The organism is Corynebacterium sanguinis, assembly GCF_007641235.1.
GTDB lineage: Bacteria > Actinomycetota > Actinomycetes > Mycobacteriales > Mycobacteriaceae > Corynebacterium > Corynebacterium sanguinis.
Genome location: NZ_CP038157.1, coordinates 1,149,678 through 1,167,456, shown reverse-complemented (window position 1 = coordinate 1,167,456; position 17,779 = coordinate 1,149,678). Strand labels below are relative to the sequence as shown.

The 17,779-nt window shown below is 68.1% G+C and carries 21 protein-coding genes; 12 read left to right on the top strand and 9 right to left on the bottom strand.

What is annotated here, in order from left to right:
• Position 1: 1 nt before the first annotated feature.
• Genes E3227_RS05675 through otsB form a run of 3 tightly spaced genes read left to right on the top strand, consistent with a single transcriptional unit; the run spans position 2 to position 2,486 of the window.
• Positions 2 to 1,288, top strand: a complete 1,287-nt coding sequence (locus E3227_RS05675; RefSeq protein ID WP_144317848.1) for an alpha,alpha-trehalose-phosphate synthase (UDP-forming) — start codon at positions 2 to 4, stop codon at positions 1,286 to 1,288.
• Positions 1,285 to 1,731, top strand: coding sequence for a hypothetical protein (locus E3227_RS05670; RefSeq protein WP_144317847.1), 447 nt, complete (start codon positions 1,285 to 1,287; stop codon positions 1,729 to 1,731). Before E3227_RS05675 ends, E3227_RS05670 begins: the two co-directional genes overlap by 4 nt.
• Positions 1,728 to 2,486: a trehalose-phosphatase gene (gene otsB / locus E3227_RS05665; protein WP_144317846.1), complete on the top strand. Its 759-nt coding sequence runs from the start codon at positions 1,728 to 1,730 to the stop codon at positions 2,484 to 2,486. Before E3227_RS05670 ends, otsB begins: the two co-directional genes overlap by 4 nt.
• Here otsB and E3227_RS05660 read toward each other — a convergent pair.
• Positions 2,446 to 3,519 carry a LacI family DNA-binding transcriptional regulator gene (locus tag E3227_RS05660; protein ID WP_144317845.1) on the bottom strand — a complete coding sequence of 358 codons (1,074 nt, stop codon included), beginning with the start codon at positions 3,517 to 3,519 and terminating at the stop codon, positions 2,446 to 2,448. The genes otsB and E3227_RS05660 overlap by 41 nt on opposite strands.
• An 88-nt stretch (positions 3,520 to 3,607) precedes the next feature.
• Between E3227_RS05660 and E3227_RS05655 the strand changes: the two genes are divergently transcribed.
• The 4 genes from E3227_RS05655 to E3227_RS05640 are packed head-to-tail and all read left to right on the top strand — an operon-like array spanning position 3,608 to position 6,914.
• Positions 3,608 to 4,558 carry a metal ABC transporter solute-binding protein, Zn/Mn family gene (locus tag E3227_RS05655; RefSeq protein WP_246062836.1) on the top strand — a complete coding sequence of 317 codons (951 nt, stop codon included), beginning with the start codon at positions 3,608 to 3,610 and terminating at the stop codon, positions 4,556 to 4,558.
• Between the two features lie 14 nt (positions 4,559 to 4,572).
• Positions 4,573 to 5,262 (top strand): metal ABC transporter ATP-binding protein, encoded by a 690-nt coding sequence (locus E3227_RS05650; protein ID WP_144317843.1) that lies wholly within the window; start codon positions 4,573 to 4,575, stop codon positions 5,260 to 5,262.
• Positions 5,262 to 6,104 carry a metal ABC transporter permease gene (locus E3227_RS05645; protein ID WP_136648917.1) on the top strand — a complete coding sequence of 281 codons (843 nt, stop codon included), beginning with the start codon at positions 5,262 to 5,264 and terminating at the stop codon, positions 6,102 to 6,104. The genes E3227_RS05650 and E3227_RS05645 overlap by 1 nt, the downstream gene beginning before the upstream one ends.
• 6 nt (positions 6,105 to 6,110) lie before the next feature.
• Positions 6,111 to 6,914, top strand: coding sequence for a CE1 family esterase (locus tag E3227_RS05640; protein WP_144317842.1), 804 nt, complete (start codon positions 6,111 to 6,113; stop codon positions 6,912 to 6,914).
• Here the strand turns inward: E3227_RS05640 and rlmB are convergent.
• From rlmB to E3227_RS05615, 5 genes are read right to left on the bottom strand one after another with little or no spacing between them, the layout of a single operon-like run.
• Positions 6,911 to 7,855: a 23S rRNA (guanosine(2251)-2'-O)-methyltransferase RlmB gene (gene rlmB, locus E3227_RS05635; protein ID WP_144317841.1), complete on the bottom strand. Its 945-nt coding sequence runs from the start codon at positions 7,853 to 7,855 to the stop codon at positions 6,911 to 6,913. The genes E3227_RS05640 and rlmB overlap by 4 nt on opposite strands.
• A 13-nt stretch (positions 7,856 to 7,868) precedes the next feature.
• Positions 7,869 to 9,284, bottom strand: coding sequence for a cysteine--tRNA ligase (gene cysS / locus E3227_RS05630; protein ID WP_246062828.1), 1,416 nt, complete (start codon positions 9,282 to 9,284; stop codon positions 7,869 to 7,871).
• Positions 9,285 to 9,294: 10 nt separating this feature from the next.
• On the bottom strand, positions 9,295 to 9,792 hold the full coding sequence (gene ispF / locus E3227_RS05625) for a 2-C-methyl-D-erythritol 2,4-cyclodiphosphate synthase (RefSeq protein ID WP_136648920.1): 498 nt from the start codon (positions 9,790 to 9,792) through the stop codon (positions 9,295 to 9,297).
• Between the two features lie 3 nt (positions 9,793 to 9,795).
• Positions 9,796 to 10,524 carry a 2-C-methyl-D-erythritol 4-phosphate cytidylyltransferase gene (ispD, locus tag E3227_RS05620; RefSeq protein WP_144317840.1) on the bottom strand — a complete coding sequence of 243 codons (729 nt, stop codon included), beginning with the start codon at positions 10,522 to 10,524 and terminating at the stop codon, positions 9,796 to 9,798.
• The gene (locus E3227_RS05615) at positions 10,525 to 11,142 is read right to left on the bottom strand and encodes a CarD family transcriptional regulator (RefSeq protein ID WP_144317839.1); all 618 of its coding nucleotides are present in this window, start codon (positions 11,140 to 11,142) and stop codon (positions 10,525 to 10,527) included.
• Between the two features lie 186 nt (positions 11,143 to 11,328).
• On the opposite strand from E3227_RS05615, the gene E3227_RS05610 reads away from it, so the two are divergent.
• The 3 genes from E3227_RS05610 to disA all read left to right on the top strand — a co-directional run bounded on the left by E3227_RS05610 (position 11,329) and on the right by disA (position 14,443).
• On the top strand, positions 11,329 to 11,895 hold the full coding sequence (locus E3227_RS05610) for a hypothetical protein (protein WP_144317838.1): 567 nt from the start codon (positions 11,329 to 11,331) through the stop codon (positions 11,893 to 11,895).
• A gap of 95 nt (positions 11,896 to 11,990) precedes the next feature.
• Positions 11,991 to 13,370 carry a DNA repair protein RadA gene (gene radA / locus E3227_RS05605; protein WP_144317837.1) on the top strand — a complete coding sequence of 460 codons (1,380 nt, stop codon included), beginning with the start codon at positions 11,991 to 11,993 and terminating at the stop codon, positions 13,368 to 13,370.
• A gap of 11 nt (positions 13,371 to 13,381) precedes the next feature.
• The gene (gene disA, locus E3227_RS05600) at positions 13,382 to 14,443 is read left to right on the top strand and encodes a DNA integrity scanning diadenylate cyclase DisA (RefSeq protein ID WP_136648925.1); all 1,062 of its coding nucleotides are present in this window, start codon (positions 13,382 to 13,384) and stop codon (positions 14,441 to 14,443) included.
• On the opposite strand, the gene E3227_RS05595 is transcribed toward disA, so the two are convergent.
• Together E3227_RS05595 and E3227_RS05590 are read right to left on the bottom strand one after the other, a co-directional pair.
• Positions 14,440 to 15,153 carry a hypothetical protein gene (locus E3227_RS05595; protein WP_136648926.1) on the bottom strand — a complete coding sequence of 238 codons (714 nt, stop codon included), beginning with the start codon at positions 15,151 to 15,153 and terminating at the stop codon, positions 14,440 to 14,442. The two genes, disA and E3227_RS05595, sit on opposite strands and share 4 nt — an antisense overlap.
• An 11-nt stretch (positions 15,154 to 15,164) precedes the next feature.
• On the bottom strand, positions 15,165 to 15,785 hold the full coding sequence (locus E3227_RS05590) for a carbonic anhydrase (protein WP_136648927.1): 621 nt from the start codon (positions 15,783 to 15,785) through the stop codon (positions 15,165 to 15,167).
• On the opposite strand from E3227_RS05590, the gene E3227_RS05585 reads away from it, so the two are divergent.
• Positions 15,784 to 16,671 (top strand): HhH-GPD family protein, encoded by an 888-nt coding sequence (locus E3227_RS05585; protein WP_181730262.1) that lies wholly within the window; start codon positions 15,784 to 15,786, stop codon positions 16,669 to 16,671. The two genes, E3227_RS05590 and E3227_RS05585, sit on opposite strands and share 2 nt — an antisense overlap.
• 13 nt (positions 16,672 to 16,684) lie before the next feature.
• Here E3227_RS05585 and E3227_RS05580 read toward each other — a convergent pair whose 3' ends face one another.
• Positions 16,685 to 16,855, bottom strand: a complete 171-nt coding sequence (locus tag E3227_RS05580; RefSeq protein WP_006840589.1) for a DUF4236 domain-containing protein — start codon at positions 16,853 to 16,855, stop codon at positions 16,685 to 16,687.
• A gap of 39 nt (positions 16,856 to 16,894) precedes the next feature.
• Between E3227_RS05580 and zupT the strand changes: the two genes are divergently transcribed.
• Positions 16,895 to 17,707: a zinc transporter ZupT gene (zupT, locus tag E3227_RS05575; protein ID WP_246062822.1), complete on the top strand. Its 813-nt coding sequence runs from the start codon at positions 16,895 to 16,897 to the stop codon at positions 17,705 to 17,707.
• The last annotated feature ends 72 nt before the right edge of the window (positions 17,708 to 17,779 follow it).

The following is a 17,779-nucleotide window of genomic DNA, read 5'->3' as shown; positions in this document are numbered from 1 at the left end:
CATGGCTGGGGACAACAAGTTCGTCGTTGTCGCCAACCGGCTGCCGGTTGACCGCACCGAGTCGGGCTGGCAGGCGTCCCCCGGGGGCCTGGTCGCGGCGCTGGCTCCCGTGTTGCGCGCCCACGCCGGCTGCTGGGTCGGTTGGCCCGGCGAGCCGGACGCGCGCGTGGAGCCGTTCGAGTTCGAGGGCATCTCGCTGCACCCGGTGGCGCTGAGCCGCTGGGATTTCGAGAACTTCTACGAGGGGTTTTCCAACTCCACCCTGTGGCCCCTCTACCACGACCTGATTGTCACCCCGCAGTACGTGGCGCAGTGGTGGGAGGCCTACGAGACGGTAAACGCTACCTTCGCCGCCGCGGTCGCGTCCGTTGCCGCCCACGGTGCGACGGTGTGGGTGCAGGACTACCAGCTCCAGCTCGTGCCGGGCATGCTGAAGCGCTCCCGCCCCGACCTGAAGATCGGGTTTTTCCTGCACATCCCCTTCCCCTCGCCCGACCTGTTCAAGCAGTTGCCGTGGCGCGAGGAGATCACCCGCGGCCTCGAAGGCTGCGACCTGGTGGGGTTCCAGCGCGAGGAGGACGAAGCGAACTTCCGCGCCCTGGTCGGCGACGCCGGGCCGCGCACGGGGACGTTTCCCATCTCGATCGACCCGGCGGCGATTGTGCCCGGCGCGCGGGAGGACGTCGTCACGCTGCGCGAAAAGCTGGGCAACCCGCGCACGCTCATGCTCGGCGTCGACCGCATGGACTACACCAAAGGGATCCTGCAGCGCCTCCTCGCCGTCGAGAAGCTGCTGGAAAAGGGCCTGCTTGACGACGTCGCCGTGGTCCAGCTCGCCACCCCTTCGCGCGAGCGCATCGAGCACTACCGGCAGACGCGCCGCGACGTGGAGGAAGCCGTGGGCAGGATCAACGGCCGTTTCGGCCGGGTCGGGTGGCCCGTGGTCCACTACATCCACCGCCCGGTGCCAAAGAAGGACCTGGGCACCTACTACGCCGCGGCCGACGTCATGCTGGTCACCCCGTTCAAGGACGGGATGAACCTGGTGGCCAAGGAGTACGTCTCCTGCCACCCGCTAGGCGACGGAGCGTTGGTGCTCTCCGAGTTCGCGGGCGCCGCAGTGGAGCTACACCGGGCGTATCTGTGCAACCCCTTCGACCTGGAATCTATCGAGCAGGCGATCCTGTCGGCTCTAGGTGGCGACGCCAACGCGATGCGGGCGATGCACGCGCGCGTGACCGAGCACGACGTCGCGCGGTGGGCGCGAACCTTCCTGGAGGCGCTGTGAGGAAAGCCGCCCTCGCCGCCTTCGCCTCAGCCGCGCTCACCTTGGGCGGCTGCGCCGGCGACGCCGACACCACCGGGCTCAGCGGAGCCACCTGGCAGGTCGTGGCGCTGTACACCGACCCCGGCACCCCGGGCGGGTTGCCCGCCGACGCGGCGGGGAAGGCGTCGCTACGCATCGCGGGCGATTCCATGAACGCGATGACGGGCTGCGCTCCCCTGCGCGCGAAGGTGGAGCAGACGAGCGAGCGGCTCACGCTTGTCGACGTCGAAGTCGCCGACGCCGACGGCTGCATCGGTGGCTCCCGCTACGTGCACGACACGCTGACCTCGCTGTTGACCCCCGGAGCGGCGTTCGACGTGCGCAAACTCAACGACAAGGAGGCAACCCTCACCGTCGTGTCGGATGCGATCGACAGGCCCTCGATCAGGGTGATGGCGCTGTGACGGCCGGCCACCGCGCGCTTGCGGACGAGATTGAGCGCATCGCGCGCGCCGACACGCTGCTGGTGTGCCTCGACTTCGACGGCACGATCTGCGAGCTCGGCCCGGACGCCTACGCGGTGACCCCCAACCCCGAGGCGCTGCGCGCCGCGCGAACGCTGATGGCGCTGCCGGGCACCCAGGTCGCCGTGCTGTCGGGCCGCCACCTCGAGGGGCTGCGCCGCGTCGTTGGGCTGGAGAAACCGGTGGTGCTCGTCGGCTCCCACGGCGCGGAGACGACCGCTGGCGCCCCGCAGCTTGCCCCCGCCGACCGCGCATACCTCGATGACATCGCGCGCCAGCTCGAGGCCATCGCGACCCCGCCGGCCTTCGTGGAGTCCAAGCCCTACCAGCGCGTCATTCACGTCGCCGCGCTCGCTGAGACCGACCCCGAGCTGGCGGAGGATATCCTCGCCCGCACCGGCGCCCTGGCAACACCCGGGCGCCCGGTGCTCAGCGGCCACAACATCGTGGAGTTCTCCGCGATCGAGGTGACCAAAGGGTCGTGGCTGCGCGAGCACAAGAAGGACTTCGCGGCCACCCTCTTCGCCGGCGACGACACCACCGACGAGACGGCGCTGCGCGCCCTCGGCCCCGCCGACCTGGGCATCAAGGTCGGGCCGAAGCCGACGGTGGCCACACACCGGGTCGCGGGCGTGGACGAGATGGCGCAGGTGCTTACGCGTCTCGCCGAGGCGCGGCGACAGTCCGCCCTGTGATAAAGCGCGTCGGCAGGATCTCGCGCGGGGTGGCTGCGGGGCTCGGGGTGGGGGCGTCGATAAGCGAGCGCAGCATCGAACCGGCCGCCTCGCCCTTGGCGACGTTCGGCTGATCGACGGTGGTCAGCCCTAGGTTGAGGGCGGATTCGATGCCATCGAAGCCGGTCACGGACAGCTCGTGGGGGATCCGCGCGCCGCAGTGGTCGAACACACCGAGCGCCATCGAGTCGGTGGTGCACAGCGCGGCGGTGAGGTCGGGGTGGGCGCCGATGAGCTCGGCCGCGCCGTCGGCCGCGCTTAACCGGTCGTTGAAGTGGCGGGCGACGATCGGCACGTCGGTGATCCCGGCGGCGTCGAACACGTCGAGCGCGCCGGACACGCGGGCGCGCTGCACGTGGAGGTCGGCCTGGGCAAGCTCCTCGCGGCGCACGTGCCCGTTGCGAGGTGTGCTGAACAGGCGCTTGGCCAGGATCCCGATGCGGGTGTGGCCGGCGGCGACAAGCGCCTGCGCTGCCGGGGTGATCGCGGCGGCGTCATCGATGCCGACGTACGCCACGCCCTCGTCCGCGGGCTGGTCGCACACCACCACGGGCAGGCCGCGCTCGCGCGCAGCCGCGAGGTGCGGGTCGCCGGCGGGCACCGAGTAGACCACGAAGCCGTCGACAATCGCGCTCGTGATCGGGGCGGGGTTGTTCTCACCGGGCCCGGCGGGAATCAGGGTGAGCGAGAAATCGGTCTGGCGGGCCAGCCCGGCGAGGAAATCGACGCTGGCTCGGTCCTCGAAGGCGTAGTGCAGGTGCTCGGTGAGCACGACGCCTACCGCACCGGCCCGGCGGGTGCGCAGCGAGCGGGCGGTTGGGTTCGGGCCCGCGTAGCCCCGCTTCGCTGCGGCGGCGAGGATGCGCGAGCGCAGCTCGTCGGAAAGCTGATCCGGGCGGTTGTAGGCGTTGGACACCGTGGTGCGCGACACCCCCACCTCGGCGGCGATGGACGCCAGAGTGCTGTTTTTGGCGGGGCGGGACCGAGGTGACATGGCTGCTATTGTAGGCACGCCGCGGGCCAGCAACGCTCTTACCTGCACGGAATTGAAATCGCTTTTCATTAGTGCTTGAATAGTTGACATGATCGGTACCAAGTCCCTGCGCGCTGGCGCAGCCGTTTTCGCAACGTCCCTCTTCCTCGCGTCCTGCTCCACCGGCGGGACCGACACCACCACCACCGCAGCCTCGGGCACTCCGGCCGAGGCCGCGGCAGACACCGTTGTCGCCACGACAAACGTCTGGGCGGATGTCGCCGGCTCCGTGCTCGGCGAGGCCGTGCCCGCGGTGATCTCCAACCCTGCCACCGACCCGCATGACTTCGAGCCTGCCGCCGCCGACCTGGCCAAGGTCACCCAGGCGAAGGTCCTCGTTGCCAACGGCGGCACCTACGACAACGCGATCTACACCGCCGCCGACCCCGCCAACGTGATCAGCGCCCTGCCGCTGTCAAGCGAGGAGCACGACCACGAGCACGAGGGCCACGACCACGAGCACGAGCACGAGGGTGAGCACGCGGGCCACGACCACGCCCACGACGAAAACGAGCACATCTGGTACGACACCACGGTCGTGCGCGAAGTCGCTGACAAGCTGGCAAAGGCCGCGGAAGACAACGGCGTGCAGGCGGATACCGCGGAGCTGAACAAGCGCCTCGATGACGTCGACGCCAAGCTTGATGCGCTGCCCGTCGCGCGCATCGCGCAGACCCACCCGATTGCGGATTCGATCGTGGAGAACTCCGCGCTCGAGGACGTCACCCCCGAGGACTACCGCCAGGCCACGCTCAACCACACCGAGCCGTCGAGCGCGGCCGTCGCCGCCCTGATTACGCAGCTTGAGAACGGCGAGGTGGATCTGCTTATCAATAACCCGCAAACCCCGTCGGCGCTGACCGACCGCATCCTCGCCGCCGCCGAGCAGAACGACGTCCCCGTGATCGACATCGCGGAGACCCCGCAGGGCGGCGTCGACTTCTTCGACTACCTCGACGAGATCGCGAACACGCTGACCGATAAGCTCGCGAATTCTTAAGTAACATTTCCGAAGTGATTGCGCGTCTAACCGGACTTTCCGCCGAGCCGCTCTGGTCAGGGATCGATTTAGAGATCAACCAGGGCGAGTTCATCGCGGTGCTCGGCCCCAACGGCTCGGGCAAGTCGACCCTGCTCAACACCATGCTCGGCATCCGCCGCCCAACAAGCGGCAGCGTCGAGCTGCCCGAGCGCGTCGGTTTCATCCCGCAGCAGCGGATGTTCCCGCCGCACATGCCGGTCCGGGCGCGTGACGTCGTCTCGCTGACGCTGCGCCACGGGGTGGTAAGTAAGCGCTCCGCGAGCCGAGCCCAGGTCGACGCCGCGCTCGCGAACGTCGGCGCGTCCCACCTGGCCAACGCCCGCGTGGGCATCCTCTCCGGCGGCCAGCAGCAGCTGGTGCGCCAGGCCCAGGCGTTTGCGAACAACCCCGAGCTCGTGCTTGCCGACGAGCCCCTGCTCTCGCTCGACGCCTCCCGCCAACGCGAAACCGTGCGTCGGCTAGCGGCGGCCCCCGCGGCGATCGTGATGGTGACCCACTCGATCGACCCGGTGCTCGAGGTGGTTGACAAGGTGCTCTACCTCGGCCCCAACGGCCACGTCGTTGGCCCAGCGCGCGAGGTGCTGCGCACCGACGTGCTCAGCGAGCTCTACGGCACGCGTGTCGACGTCGTCTCCGTGCGCGGGAAGACGGTGATCGTCTAATGCGGCAGTTCTTCGAAGAGACGGCGCACCTGCTGTCTTTTGATTTCGTCATCGCCTCACTGATTGCGTGCGCGCTTTTGGGATTCCTCTCCGGCGTGCTCGCGCCGTTGGTGGTGATCCGCCAAATGGCGTTCGCAGTCCACGCCACCTCCGAGCTGGCTCTGATGGGAGCGGCAATCGCACTAGTCGCCAGCGTGAACTTGTCGCTCGGCGCGGTGGCGGGATCGGTCACGGCTGCGATCGCGTTTGTCATGCTGGGCCTTCGCGGCGGCAACGATTCCGCAGTGGGCGCGGTGATGAGCTTCGGCATGGGCGTTTCCGTCCTGTGCATCTACCTCTACCCTGGCAACTCCACGGTGGCGCTCGGCCTGCTCACCGGCCAGGTCGCCGGGGTGAGCAACATGAACCTGGTCGTGCTCGCCGTCTCAACGCTGATCATCCTGGTCGCGATCGCCGTGCTGTGGCGCCCGCTCATGTTCGCCTCGGTGGACCCGGCGATGGCCGCGGCGACGGGCGTGCGAGTGCGCTTCTTCGCCGTCGCGTTCGGCGTGCTGCTCGGCATCGCCTCCGCCCAGGCGGTCCAGGTCGTCGGAGCGCTGCTGGTGATGTCGCTTCTGATTACCCCGGGCGCGTCCGCGGTGGCGATCACGGACAACCCGGTCGCCGCGATCGTCTGGTCGGTGGTCTTCGCCCAGGCAGCGGCCGTCGGCGGCCTGATCTTCTCCCTGGCACCCGGCATCCCGATCAGCGTGACCGTGGCGTTTATCTCCTTCGGCATCTACATCCTGTGCCGCCTGGTGGAGCGCGTCCGCGTCTCGCGGCTGCAGAAGATGGACGCTTAAAGACCCATGGCAGTTTCGCGCCGCACGCTGGAGCACCAGGGCCGCCAGCGCCGCTACACAGAAGTCACCGGCGACAACCCCGCGCCCAAGACCGAGACGCTCGTGCTGTTTCTGCACGGCTCGCTGCAGTCGGGAAGCGTGGCGCGCAACTTCACGGCGCACACCTTCGACGCCCTCGCCACGGACTCGACCACGGTGCTCTACCCCAACGGGGTGGGGCGCCACTTCAACGACCTGCGGCGCGGTTTTAGCGAATCGGCGCGCACGCTCGGCGTCGACGACGTCGGTTTCCTTCTCCAACTCATCGCCGCCTACGACCCGGCGCGCGTGATTGGCTGCGGCTTCTCCAACGGCGGCCAGATGCTTTTGCGCATGCTGTGCGAGGCCCCGTCTACGCTCGCGGGCGTGGCGCTGTTCGGTTCCGCCGCGCCCACCGACGACAACATGATCTGCTCCACCGAGCGCTGGGTCCCCACCCCGATTCTGAGCGTCCAGGGCACCGCGGACCCGATCGTCCCCTACGACGGCGGGCTGGCGGGCATCTCCGAGTTCAACCGCGGGAAAGCACGTTCGGCGCTCGACTCCGCTCGCTTTTTCGCCCGGCTTAACCACGCGGGCGAGCACTCGACGACCCGGCCCGTCGAGGGGGTGCGCGTCGATAGATTCACAGGCGCAGCACCGGTCGAGCTGTGGTCGATTGAGGGCATGGGCCACCTCGTGCCCGCCCCGAAGCGCCTCGACCCCCGCCTCGGCCCCGGCACCGACCATGTCGTCGGCGCGGAGCTGGTCAGAGGGTTCTTCGCGCTCTAGTTCGCCGCGGCGCGGCGCTGGCGGGCGAACTCGCTGAGCACAACGCCCGCGGCAACGGAGGCGTTGAGCGACTCCACCCAACCCTCGGTGGGGATGGACATGAGCACGTCGCAGTTCTCGCGCACCAGGCGCGAGATGCCCTTGCCCTCGGAGCCGACGACGATGACCACCGGGTCCGTGCCGCCGTCGAAGGTGTCGAGCGTATGATCGCCGCCCGCGTCAAGCCCAACGACCATGTAGCCGTTGTCCTTGAACTCCTTGATCGTGCGGGTGATGTTGACGGCCTTCGCCACTGGCAACCGCGCCGCCGTACCGGCCGAGGTGCGCCACGCCACGCCCGTGACCTGCGCGGAACGACGCTCGGGGATGACCACGCCGTGGCCGCCGAAGGCCGCGGTGGAGCGAATCACCGCGCCGAGGTTGCGCGGGTCGGTGATGTTGTCGAGAACGACGAACATCCCGGTTTGCCCGCGGTCCTTCACGCCGGCCATCAGGTCGAACACATCGGCGTACTTGTAGGGCTGGATCTTTAACCCGATGCCCTGGTGCAGGCCGTTGCCCGTCATGCTGTCGAGATCGTGGCGCGGCACCTCGTGCACCGGCAGGCCCTTGGAGTTGGCCAGGGTGACGGCCTCGGAAAGGCGGTCGTCATGCGCGGTGCCGAGCGCGACGAAGAGAGCCTCGGCCGGCACCTTCGCGTGTAGGCACTCGACCACCGGGTTGCGGCCGACAACGAGGTCCGCCTTTTCCTTTTCGTGCCTGCCGGAGTCGCGGCGCTGGCGCTCCAGCTTGCGCTTGTGCGCGGAGTGGTAGACGCGGTCCTCCGCCTTCGGGGTGGCCTTCTTGCCCTCCAGACCGCGGCGGCGCTGGCCTCCGGAGCCCTTGGTGGCGCCCTTTTTCGACGTCTTGATCACGTCGGGTCGCCTGTACGGTTTCGCCATGAGTTTTTATTCCTTAGTCTTTCAGGGCCCACTGCGGGCCGTCGGCGGTGTCAGTAATCTCAATTCCCGCTGCGGCGAGTCTGTCGCGCACCGCGTCCGCGCTGGCCCAGTCCTTCTCCGCGCGCGCGGCGCTGCGCCTGTCGAGCTCCGCCGCCACAAGCACGTCGAGCGCCTTGTCCGCCGCCTCGCTTGACGACGCCCCCTGCGCGCCCCCACCAGCAGCGCGCGACCACTCCCCAGGGTCTACGCCCAGCACGGCGGCCATCGCGCGGACGGTGCCGGCGATCTCTGCGGCCCGAGCTGCGTCGCCCGCGGCGAGCGCCTTGTTCCCCTCGCGCACGAGGTTGTGGATTTCCGCCAGGGCTTTCGGGACGCCGAAGTCGTCGTTAAGCGCCTGCTCGAACTGTGGGGTCCACGTGGTCTTTTCCGGGGTGCCGGCGCGGGCGACAAAGTCTTCGATGCGGCGGTAGCCGGCGGCTGCCTCGCTCAAGGCCTCCGGGGAGTACTCCAGCACGCTGCGGTAATGGGCGGAGCCGAGGTAGTAACGCAGCTCCACCGGGCGCACGGTGGCCAGCATGTTGTCGATCGAGAGCACATTGCCCAGCGATTTGGACATCTTCTCCCCGGCCATGGTCACCCAGTGATTGTGCATCCAGTAGTTGGCAAACCCGTCGCCGGCGGCGTGCGACTGCGCCTGCTCGTTCTCGTGGTGCGGGAACCGCAGGTCAAGGCCGCCGCCGTGGATGTCGAAGGAGCCGCCGAGGTACCAGGTCGCCATGGCGGAGCACTCGATGTGCCAGCCCGGGCGGCCCTCGCCCCACGGCGTCGGCCAACTCGGCTCACCCGGCTTCGCGGCCTTCCACAGCGCGAAATCGTGCGGGCCTCGCTTGCCGCGGTTATCGGGCTCACCGGACTCCATCTCCTCGACCCGGTTGCCCGAGATCGAGCCGTAGTCGCTGCCCTCGGCGCGCACCCAGGCCGCGACGTCGAAGTAGACCGACCCGGCGGCCTCGTAGGCGAAGCCCCTGTCAATCAACCGGTGCATGTAGTCGACCATCTGGGTGACGTGCCCCGTCGCGCGCGGCTCCACCGACGGCGGCAGCACCCCGAGCAGGTTGTAGGCGCGGGTGAACTCGCGCTCGTAGGTGGACACCCACTCCCACCAGGGCCGACCGTTCTCGGCGGCCTTGGTTAAGATCTTGTCGTCGATGTCGGTGACGTTGCGCACGAACGCCACGTCAAAGCCCTTGGCCAGAAACCAGCGGCGCACGATGTCGAAGGCGACGCCGGAACGCAGATGGCCGATGTGCGGCGAGGATTGAGGCGTCGCGCCGCAGAGGTAGATCGAGACGTGGCCCTCGCGGACCGGCTCGAAAACCCGCAGCTCACGCGCGGACGTATCAAAGATGCGTTGGATACCGGAAGTCACGCAGGCCAGTCTAGCCGTTGGCCGGTCCAGGCCCGCCCGCCAGCTCTACCAGCGCGGTCGCCACCGCGGCGCGGCCCTGCCCGGAGCCGGTAAAGCCCATGTGGTCGGTCGTCGTGGCTGAGACGCTCACCGGCGCCCCGAGCGCCTCGGTCAACGCGCGCTCCGCCTCCTCGCGCACCGCACCCATGCGCGGGGTCTGTGCGATGAGCTGCGCGGAGACGTTGTGGATTACGATGCCGTGGGCGTCGACAAGCTCGCGCAGCTCTTTTAAAAGCTGCAGGCCGCGCACCCCGTCGTACTCGGGCCTACCGACGCCGACGAACGAGCCGAGGTCGCCCAGACCGGCCGCGGAGAGCACCGCGTCGACGACCGCGTGGCTGACCACATCGCCGTCGGAGTGGCCCTCGCAGCCGTCGACGCCGTCGTGGAGGATGCCGGCGATCCAGCACTCCTTGCCCGCCTGAATCTGGTGGGCGTCAAAGGCTGTGCCCACACGCAAAGTGCCCATGTTTTAGTCCTTCCTCACGGTGCCGGGGACCTCGAAGATCGTCGGTTCGGCCTCATCGGTAATGCTTGCCGCCAGGCGCATGTCGATAGGCGTGGTGATCTTAAACGCCATCGGGTCGCCCTGGACCGTGACCACGTCCACACCGTGCCACTCGGCCAGGCTCGCGTCGTCGGTCGCGGTAAAGCCCGCGTCCTGGGCCGCGAGGTAGGCCTCGTTCGCCGCGCGCAGAACCTTTAGGTCAAAGCCCTGCGGGGTTTGCACGGCGCGTAACGACGCCCGGTCCGGCGTCGCCGTCACCCGCTCACCGTCGACGACCTTGATGGTGTCGGCGACCGGCACCACGGGCACGACCGCCTGGTTGCCGTCGAGCACCGCGCGGGCGACGCGGGCGATCATGCCGGGCGGGGTCAGCGCGCGGGCGGCGTCGTGGATGAGCACCACGGCGTCGTCGTCAGCAATGGTTTTCAGCCCCTCCCAGATCGAGTCCGCGCGCTCGGCGCCGCCGTGGACGAAGCGCACGCGCTTGCCCTGCAGCGCGGCTTGCGCCAGTTCCTCCATCTCGGGGCTGACCACGACGACGATCTCGTCGACAATCTGCGAGGTTTCCATCGCGGTGACGGAGCGCTCGAGGAGGCTGCGGCCGCGCAGGGGGACGAACGCCTTCGGCATGGCCGCGCCGAGCCGGGTTCCCTGCCCCGCCGCCGCGATCAGGGCGATGACCCTGCGCTTCATTTAGGCCTCGTCGGAGTTGGTGTCTTCTGCCTCGTCCGCGTCATCCACGTCATCGAAGCTCAGGTCGTCGAGGTCGACATCGTCGTCAAGTTCGTCGCGCGGATCGATCGAGATCCCGGCGGCCACCTGGCGCTGGATGATCTCGTTGATCCCGCTCTCCATCTCCTCGGCCTTGGCCTCGTCAACGGGCTGGGCGAGCGCGAGCTCACCGACGAGGATCTGGCGCGCCTTGCCCAGCATGCGCTTCTCGCCGGCGGACAGGCCCTTGCCCTGGTCGCGGCGCCACAGGTCGCGCACCACCTCGGCGACCTTATTGATGTCGCCGGAGGCGAGGCGCTCCTGGTTCGCCTTGTAGCGCCGCGACCAGTTGCCGGCCTCCTCGACGTCGGTCTCGCGCAGCACGGAGAAGACCTTGCGAAGCCCGTCCTCGTTGACCACGTCGCGCACGCCGACGAGCTCACTGTTCTTCACGGGGACGCGGACCTCCAGGTCGGACTGGAGGATCTTCAAAACGAGGAAGTCGAGAGTCTCCCCGCCCATCTCGCGCTCCTCAATGTCGGCGATGCGTGCCGCGCCATGATGCGGGTAGACAACAACTTCTCCGACTTTGAATTCCATGTTTCTCCTTGCCGGGACCGGGGGTTACAACCCCACCACCCTACCACCTGTTTTCCAACGGCACCGCGCCGACTACCGCTACCCCCGCCACACTATGACGTTGCCCCCACCACAGACGTAAAACTGGGAAAATCCGGGGGACACGCAGTAGTGTTAGCGAAGAGAAATCCCCTTTGTTGATTAATTATGGAGGACATCACAGTGAAGTCCCTGAAGCCGGTGGCCGCAGCCTCCGCCGTCGCAGCGTCCGCCCTTTTGCTCGCCTCGTGCTCTGCCGGGCAGATCACGCAGACCTCCTCCCAGGTCGCGGCCGTCGACGGCGCGAGCGTTTCCAGCGAGAACGGCGCCGTCGCGGTCCAGGACGTAACGGTCGTGCTCAATGAGGACGGGCGCGTCGCTCTGAAGTTCACCGCGATCAACCAGGATCCCTCCATGAACCCGCACCGCCTCGTCTCCGCACAGGTTGGTGACCAAGAGGTTGACTTCAACCCGGCCCCGCGCGAGATCCCGACTCGCTGCTCCGTGGTGGGTGACTCCGCCGAGGGGCTCGACGCCCTGCCGCAGGCCGACACCGACTGCATCCAGTACGTCGAGACCTCCCTGGATAACGACGCGTTCGCCTACGGCGGCACCGTCGGTGTCACGTTCACCTTCGACACCGGAACCGTCGCTGTCGACGCTCCGGTCTCCGCGCCGCTGCTGCCCTCCGGCGAGTCCAACCGCGAGCTTGGCGAAGACCACTCGGGCCACTAGAGCCGCGCTTGACGACGACCGCACCTCGCCCCCGCGAGGTGCGGTTTTCGCGTATCAGAAGGGGCCGTGTCACACCCGTGTCTTAGAGTGTCGGCATGGCGAAGAAACAGCGCGTGGTCCACACCTGCACCGAATGCGGCTACTCCTCCCCCAAGTGGCTGGGGCGCTGCCCCGAGTGCGGGTCGTGGGGCACGCTCCAGGAGGAAACGCCGCTCGCGGCAGCCGCCTCGAGTTCGGCGAACCCCACGCGGCTGCAGGCGCTTGCCCCGGCCGCCCCGGCGCAGCCGATTACCGCGATTGACCCCGCCCAGACAGCAGCCGTGCCCTCCGGTATCGGCGAGCTCGACCGCGTCCTCGGCTCCGGCGTGATCCCCGGCTCCGTCGTGCTCATGGCGGGCGAGCCCGGCGTGGGCAAGTCCACCCTGCTGCTCGAGGTCGCCTCGCGGTGGGCCGCGCTGGGCGAGCGCAAGGCCCTCTACGTCACGGCCGAGGAGTCCGCCGGTCAGGTCCGCTCGCGCGCCGAGCGCACCGCGGCGCTGCAGCCCAGCCTGTTCCTGGCCGCCGAATCCAACCTCGACGTCGTGTTCGGCCACGTCGAGCAGATCAAGCCGTCGCTGCTCATCGTCGATTCGGTGCAAACCATGCACGCGCCCGGGGTCGAGGGCGTGGCAGGCGGTATCGCCCAGTCGCGCGCGGTCACCGCAGCCCTGACCACGCTGGCGAAGACCACGAACGTGCCGATCCTGCTCGTCGGCCACGTCACCAAGGACGGCAACGTCGCTGGTCCGCGCGTGCTCGAGCACCTCGTCGACGTAGTTCTGAACTTCGAGGGCGACCGGCACTCGAGCCTGCGGATGATGCGCGGCATCAAGAACCGTTTCGGCGCTACCGACGAGGTCGGCTGCTTCGAGCAGACTGCCGAGGGCATCCGCGAGGTCTCCGACCCCTCCGGGCTGTTCCTCTCCCACCGCGGAAACACCCCGGACGGCTGCGCGGTCACCGTCGCAATGGACGGCGTGCGCCCGATCCTGGCGGAGGTCCAGGCCCTGACCGTCGACCCAGTGAACAAGAGCCCGCGACGCGTGGTCACCGGCCTCGACTTCAACCGCGTACCCATGGTGCTCGCCGTGCTGCAGGCGCGCTGCAACGAGCGCACCAACGACAAGGACGCCTACGTCGCCACCGTCGGCGGGGTGAAAATCACCGAGACAGCCACCGACCTCGCCGTCGCCCTGGCCACCTGGTCGAGCCTGCACGAGAAGCCGCTGCCGCACAAAACTGTTGTGGTGGGAGAAGTCGGCCTCGCCGGCGAGCTGCGCCGGGTGCCCAACCTGTCTCGCCGCCTGCAGGAAGCCGCCCGCCTGGGTTACAAGTACGCCATCGCGCCTGCCGGGGAAAAGATCAACATCCCAGGGATGCGGGTGAGCCAAGTCTCCACGCTCGGCGAAGCCATCGCTATGGTTGCCGAGGGATAGAATAAGCCACCATGACCGACCCTTCCTCTGAACCGAAATCGCTGCGCAACACACTCGAGCTGCTCGCTCCAGGAACGGCGCTGCGCGACGGGCTCGAGCGCATCCAGCGCGGCCACACCGGCGGGTTGATCGTGCTCGGCGACGGGCCGGAGGTCACCCAGATCTGCGACGGCGGGATCGAGTTCGACGTCGCCTTCCAGCCGACGCTTCTGCGCGAGCTGAGCAAGATGGACGGGGCGGTGATCCTCTCCAGCGACGTTACGCGCATCGTGCGGGCCAACGTCCAGCTCGTCCCCTCGCCCTCGTACCCCACCGTGGAAACGGGGACCCGCCACCGCGCCGCCGAGCGCACCGCGCTGCAGACCGGCGTACCCACCGTGTCAGTATCGGCGTCGATGAACACGCTGACGCTTTACGCCAACGGCAAGCGCCACCTGCTCGACGAGCCAGCGGTGCTCACCGCCCGCGCCAACCAGGCGTTGTCGACCGTGGAGCGCTACCGCAGCAGGCTCGACCTAGCCGGCCAGCGCCTGTTCGTTGCCGAGATGAACCACTACGCCACGGTCGCCGACGTGCTCAACGTCCTGCAGCGCCAGATCATGCTGGCCCGCGCGGCAAACGACATGGATGAGGGCATCGTTGAATTGGGCGTCGATTCGCGACAGCTCGCCCTGCAGCTCACCGAGCTGCGCGGCAGCATCGAAGAGGACATTGAGATGCTCGTGCGCGACTACATCGCCTGCCCGACGGTGCCCTCCGACGAGCAGGTAGCCGCGGCGCTCGCCACGTTGGGTGAGCTGCCGGATTCCGAGCTGCTCAACACCGCCTCGCTAGCGCGCCCGCTGGGGCTGCCCGCCACCGAGGAAAACCTGATGCACGACGTCGTGCCGCGCGGCTACCGCGCGCTCTCACGCGTGCCGCGCGTGCAGCGCTTCCTCATGGACCACGTGGTCTCCGAGTTCGGTTCGCTGCCGGAGCTGCTCGGCGCGGAGCCCGAGCGGCTCGCGGACGCCGAGCACGTCTCTCCGCTGTGGGCGCGCCACATCTACGAGGGACTGCGGCGGCTGACCTAGCGGATGGTGAAGTCGGCCGGGTTCGACGCGGAATCACCGACCACGGCGTGCAGGTAGTAGGCGCCCGGGGCCACCGGCTGGCGGTTCGTGCATTGGCCGGGCTTCGACCCGGTCGCCGACCAGCGAGCCTCGAACATGCGCGGCTCGCCCGGCTTGAAGGTCTCCTCGCCGGTAACAACGGGCGGGTAGCAGTCCACGTCCGACCAGACGCGCTGGTTGTCGCTCATGGTGTAGACCTCGAAGCGCAGCTGGTTGTCATCAAGGTTGATTCCGCATTCAGCCTTGGTCGGGTTGTTGATCTTCATGTAGAACACCGGCTGGTCGCCAGCGGCGTAGCTCGGCTCGCTGGTCTGCGCCTCAATCTCGAGGTCGGCCAGCTCGCAGGTGCCCTTGCCCGCGGCGTTGACCGTCGGCGTGGCCGTGTCCGAAGTCGTGGTGGCCTCGGTGGTCGTCGTAGTGGACGCGGTGGTTTCCTCGTCGCTAGGGGCCGGGACCGTGGGCTCGGTGGTGATCTGCTCCGTCGGCGTTGCGGGCGCGGTGGATTCCGTCGCCTCACCAGCGTCGGAGCCCGAGCGGGCCCACGCAGTCAGCCCCCACACGAGCAGGGCAACGAGCACCAAGAGGATCACGAGCGCGGCTACGCGGCGACGCATGTAGATCTCTGGCGGGAGCGGCCTGCTGTCTGGGTTCTGGTGGGGCTGGTTGTTCACAATTGAGAACTTTAGCGCGCGAAATGCGTGGCGACGGTCTCGACGCGGCCATCCGCCAGGCTGTATCGCGCCGCGACAACCCCGATCGATCCGTCGGCCGTGCCGTCCTGAAGCGCGGGGATGCGATCGACGAGGTGCTGCGCCGTAATCCGGGCGTGCTCGCGCTCAATGTCGTTGCGGCCGGTTTTGCCATGGCCCTTCGACCAGATCACCGACGGCGCGATCTTTTCCACGAACACGCGCTGCAAGCCAAGGGGGATCTCGGCGTTTTCCACGGCGGTCAGCGCCGCGCCGATCGCGCCGCAGGCCTCGTGGGTGAGCACGATCACCAGCTTCACGCCGAGGCTGGTGACCGCGAAGTCGACGGAGCCCGACACGGCGGCATCCACGCAGCCACCTGCGGTGCGGATGACAAACATGTCGCCGAGGCCGGCGTCGAAAAGCAGCTCGACGGGCACGCGCGAGTCGGAGCAGGCCAGCACGGCGGCGACGGGGGCCTGGCCTTCGCGCAGCTCGAGGCGGCGCTCGACGGTGCTGTTGGGGTGCTCGACGTTGTCGGTGGCAAACCGGTCGTTACCGGCGAGCATGTGCTCCCAGACGTCGGCGGGAGTGGCTGTAGTGGGCTCGGTCATGCCCACTATTGTGGCACTCATTGTGGACATGCAGACGAAAGTTATCGACTATTTTCGCGCCAACGCCCGCGACCTGCCGTGGCGCCGCGCCGGAACGAGCGCGTGGGGAGTGCTTCTCAGCGAGGTGATGAGCCACCAAACCCCGGTCGCGCGCGTCGCCCCGATCTGGCAGGAGTGGATCAGGCGCTGGCCCACCCTTGCCGACTTCGCTGCCGCCAGCGGCGACGAAGTGCTGCGCGCCTGGGGTTCGCTGGGGTACCCGCGCCGCGCGCTGAGGCTTCTCGATTGCGCGCGCACGATCGTCGCGGATCACGGCGGAGAGGTGCCGCGCGACGTCGATACGCTTCTGAGCCTGCCGGGAATTGGCGCGTACACCGCCCGGGCGGTGGCCTGCTTCGCCTATGGCGCCAACGTCGCGGTGGTGGACACGAACGTGCGCCGCGTCTACGCGCGCGCCGTCGAAGGCAGGTTTCTCGCGCAACCCCGCGCGGGCGAGATCGCCGATGTCGCGGCGCTACTGCCGGCGCAGGACGGGCCGGTGTTCTCCGCCGGGCTGATGGAGCTCGGCGCACTTGTGTGCACCGCGACGAACCCGGAGTGCGGATCTTGTCCCTTGGAAAGGCAGTGCGCGTGGGTCGCCGCCGGCAAGCCCGCGCCGAGCGAGGCGGAGCTCAAGCGCAGGAAAGTGCAAAAGTTCGCCGGCACAGACCGCCAGGTGCGCGGCAAAATCATGAAGGTGCTGCGCGAGGCGCCCGGGCCCGTTGCGCAGGAGCGTATCGACGTCGTGTGGCCGGACGCGGCGCAGCTCTCCCGCGCGCTGTTTTCGCTGCTTGACGACGGCCTGGCGACCCAGAACGCCGACGGCACATTCCGGCTGCCCAGTTAAAGGCGCGCCGGCTCTATTTCCACTTGCCGCGGAAGTTCAGCCCGCCGGGAAGATTCACCCACAGCCCGCCGCGGGAGTTGACGGTGATCGGGCCGACCTTCTTGGACACTGACCCGCCGGACTTGGACAGGTTCAGCCAGGAGTTGCGGCCGAGCTTTTTCTTCTTTCGGTAGTAGAGACCCATGGCGCAATCTTATCGGCACCCGCTCTAAACTGCGTTAGCGTGGACCACGCACTTACCTTTGATTCTCAGGCGGTGGCCGTTGCCTTCGCCATCACGCTTCTGGCCGGCGCGTCCACCGGATTCGGCGGACTGCTCGTTGCGTTGAAATCGAGCCCGTCGAATCGGTTCCTCGCTGGCTCGCTGGGGCTGTCCGCCGGCGTGATGGTATACATATCACTAGTCGAGCTTCTTCCGGGTGGCATCGACGATCTCACCGAGGTTTATGGCCACCGCGCCGGCCTCTATGGTGTGTTGGCGTTTTTCGCCGGCGTGGCCGTGATCGCTGTGATCGACCGGCTCGTGCCTGAATCCATTAACCCGCACGAGTTCCAGGATGAGGGCGGGCGCTACCAGGCGCGCTCGGCGATGAAGCGCGCGGGCCTGCTCACCGGTTTTGCGATCGCGATCCACAACTTCCCCGAGGGTTTTGCCACCTTTGTCACCGCGCTGGGCGACCCGAAGATTGCCCTGCCGATTGCGTTCGCGATCGCGGTGCACAACATCCCGGAGGGCATTGCCGTGGCGGTGCCGCTGCGTGAAGCGACGGGTAAGAAGTGGACTGCCGCCGGGTGGGCGACTCTGTCCGGCCTCGCCGAGCCGGTTGGCGCGCTCGTCGGTTTCGCGCTGCTCATGCCGTTTATGGGCCCGGCAACCTTGGGGCTCACGTTCGCCGCGGTGGCGGGCATCATGGTGTTCATCAGCTTTGACAAGCTCCTGCCCAGCGCTATCGCCACGGGCGAGCACCACCACTCGGTTTACGGGGTGATTGCGGGCATGGCGCTGATGGCGGCGAGCCTCGTCGCGCTGGCCTAGGCGTTAACCCACCCTAAAATTGGGTGTGCCCAATACTTTTCATCGCTATTATTTAGTTTTTGCATTGGAAAA

Excerpts from the sequence above, each read along its gene's own strand:
- ispD (WP_144317840.1), bottom strand. The coding sequence starts at position 10,524 with ATGAAGCGCAGGGTCATCGCCCTGATCGCGGCGGCGGGGCAGGGAACC.
- disA (WP_136648925.1), top strand. The coding sequence starts at position 13,382 with ATGACCGACCCTTCCTCTGAACCGAAATCGCTGCGCAACACACTCGAG.
- E3227_RS05675 (WP_144317848.1), top strand. The coding sequence starts at position 2 with ATGGCTGGGGACAACAAGTTCGTCGTTGTCGCCAACCGGCTGCCGGTT.
- E3227_RS05640 (WP_144317842.1), top strand. The coding sequence starts at position 6,111 with ATGGCAGTTTCGCGCCGCACGCTGGAGCACCAGGGCCGCCAGCGCCGC.
- radA (WP_144317837.1), top strand. The coding sequence starts at position 11,991 with ATGGCGAAGAAACAGCGCGTGGTCCACACCTGCACCGAATGCGGCTAC.
- E3227_RS05660 (WP_144317845.1), bottom strand. The coding sequence starts at position 3,519 with ATGTCACCTCGGTCCCGCCCCGCCAAAAACAGCACTCTGGCGTCCATC.
- E3227_RS05590 (WP_136648927.1), bottom strand. The coding sequence starts at position 15,785 with ATGACCGAGCCCACTACAGCCACTCCCGCCGACGTCTGGGAGCACATG.
- ispF (WP_136648920.1), bottom strand. The coding sequence starts at position 9,792 with ATGGGCACTTTGCGTGTGGGCACAGCCTTTGACGCCCACCAGATTCAG.
- E3227_RS05610 (WP_144317838.1), top strand. The coding sequence starts at position 11,329 with ATGGAGGACATCACAGTGAAGTCCCTGAAGCCGGTGGCCGCAGCCTCC.
- E3227_RS05585 (WP_181730262.1), top strand. The coding sequence starts at position 15,784 with ATGCCCACTATTGTGGCACTCATTGTGGACATGCAGACGAAAGTTATC.
- E3227_RS05580 (WP_006840589.1), bottom strand. The coding sequence starts at position 16,855 with ATGGGTCTCTACTACCGAAAGAAGAAAAAGCTCGGCCGCAACTCCTGG.
- E3227_RS05645 (WP_136648917.1), top strand. The coding sequence starts at position 5,262 with ATGCGGCAGTTCTTCGAAGAGACGGCGCACCTGCTGTCTTTTGATTTC.
- E3227_RS05655 (WP_246062836.1), top strand. The coding sequence starts at position 3,608 with ATGATCGGTACCAAGTCCCTGCGCGCTGGCGCAGCCGTTTTCGCAACG.
- rlmB (WP_144317841.1), bottom strand. The coding sequence starts at position 7,855 with ATGGCGAAACCGTACAGGCGACCCGACGTGATCAAGACGTCGAAAAAG.
- E3227_RS05615 (WP_144317839.1), bottom strand. The coding sequence starts at position 11,142 with ATGGAATTCAAAGTCGGAGAAGTTGTTGTCTACCCGCATCATGGCGCG.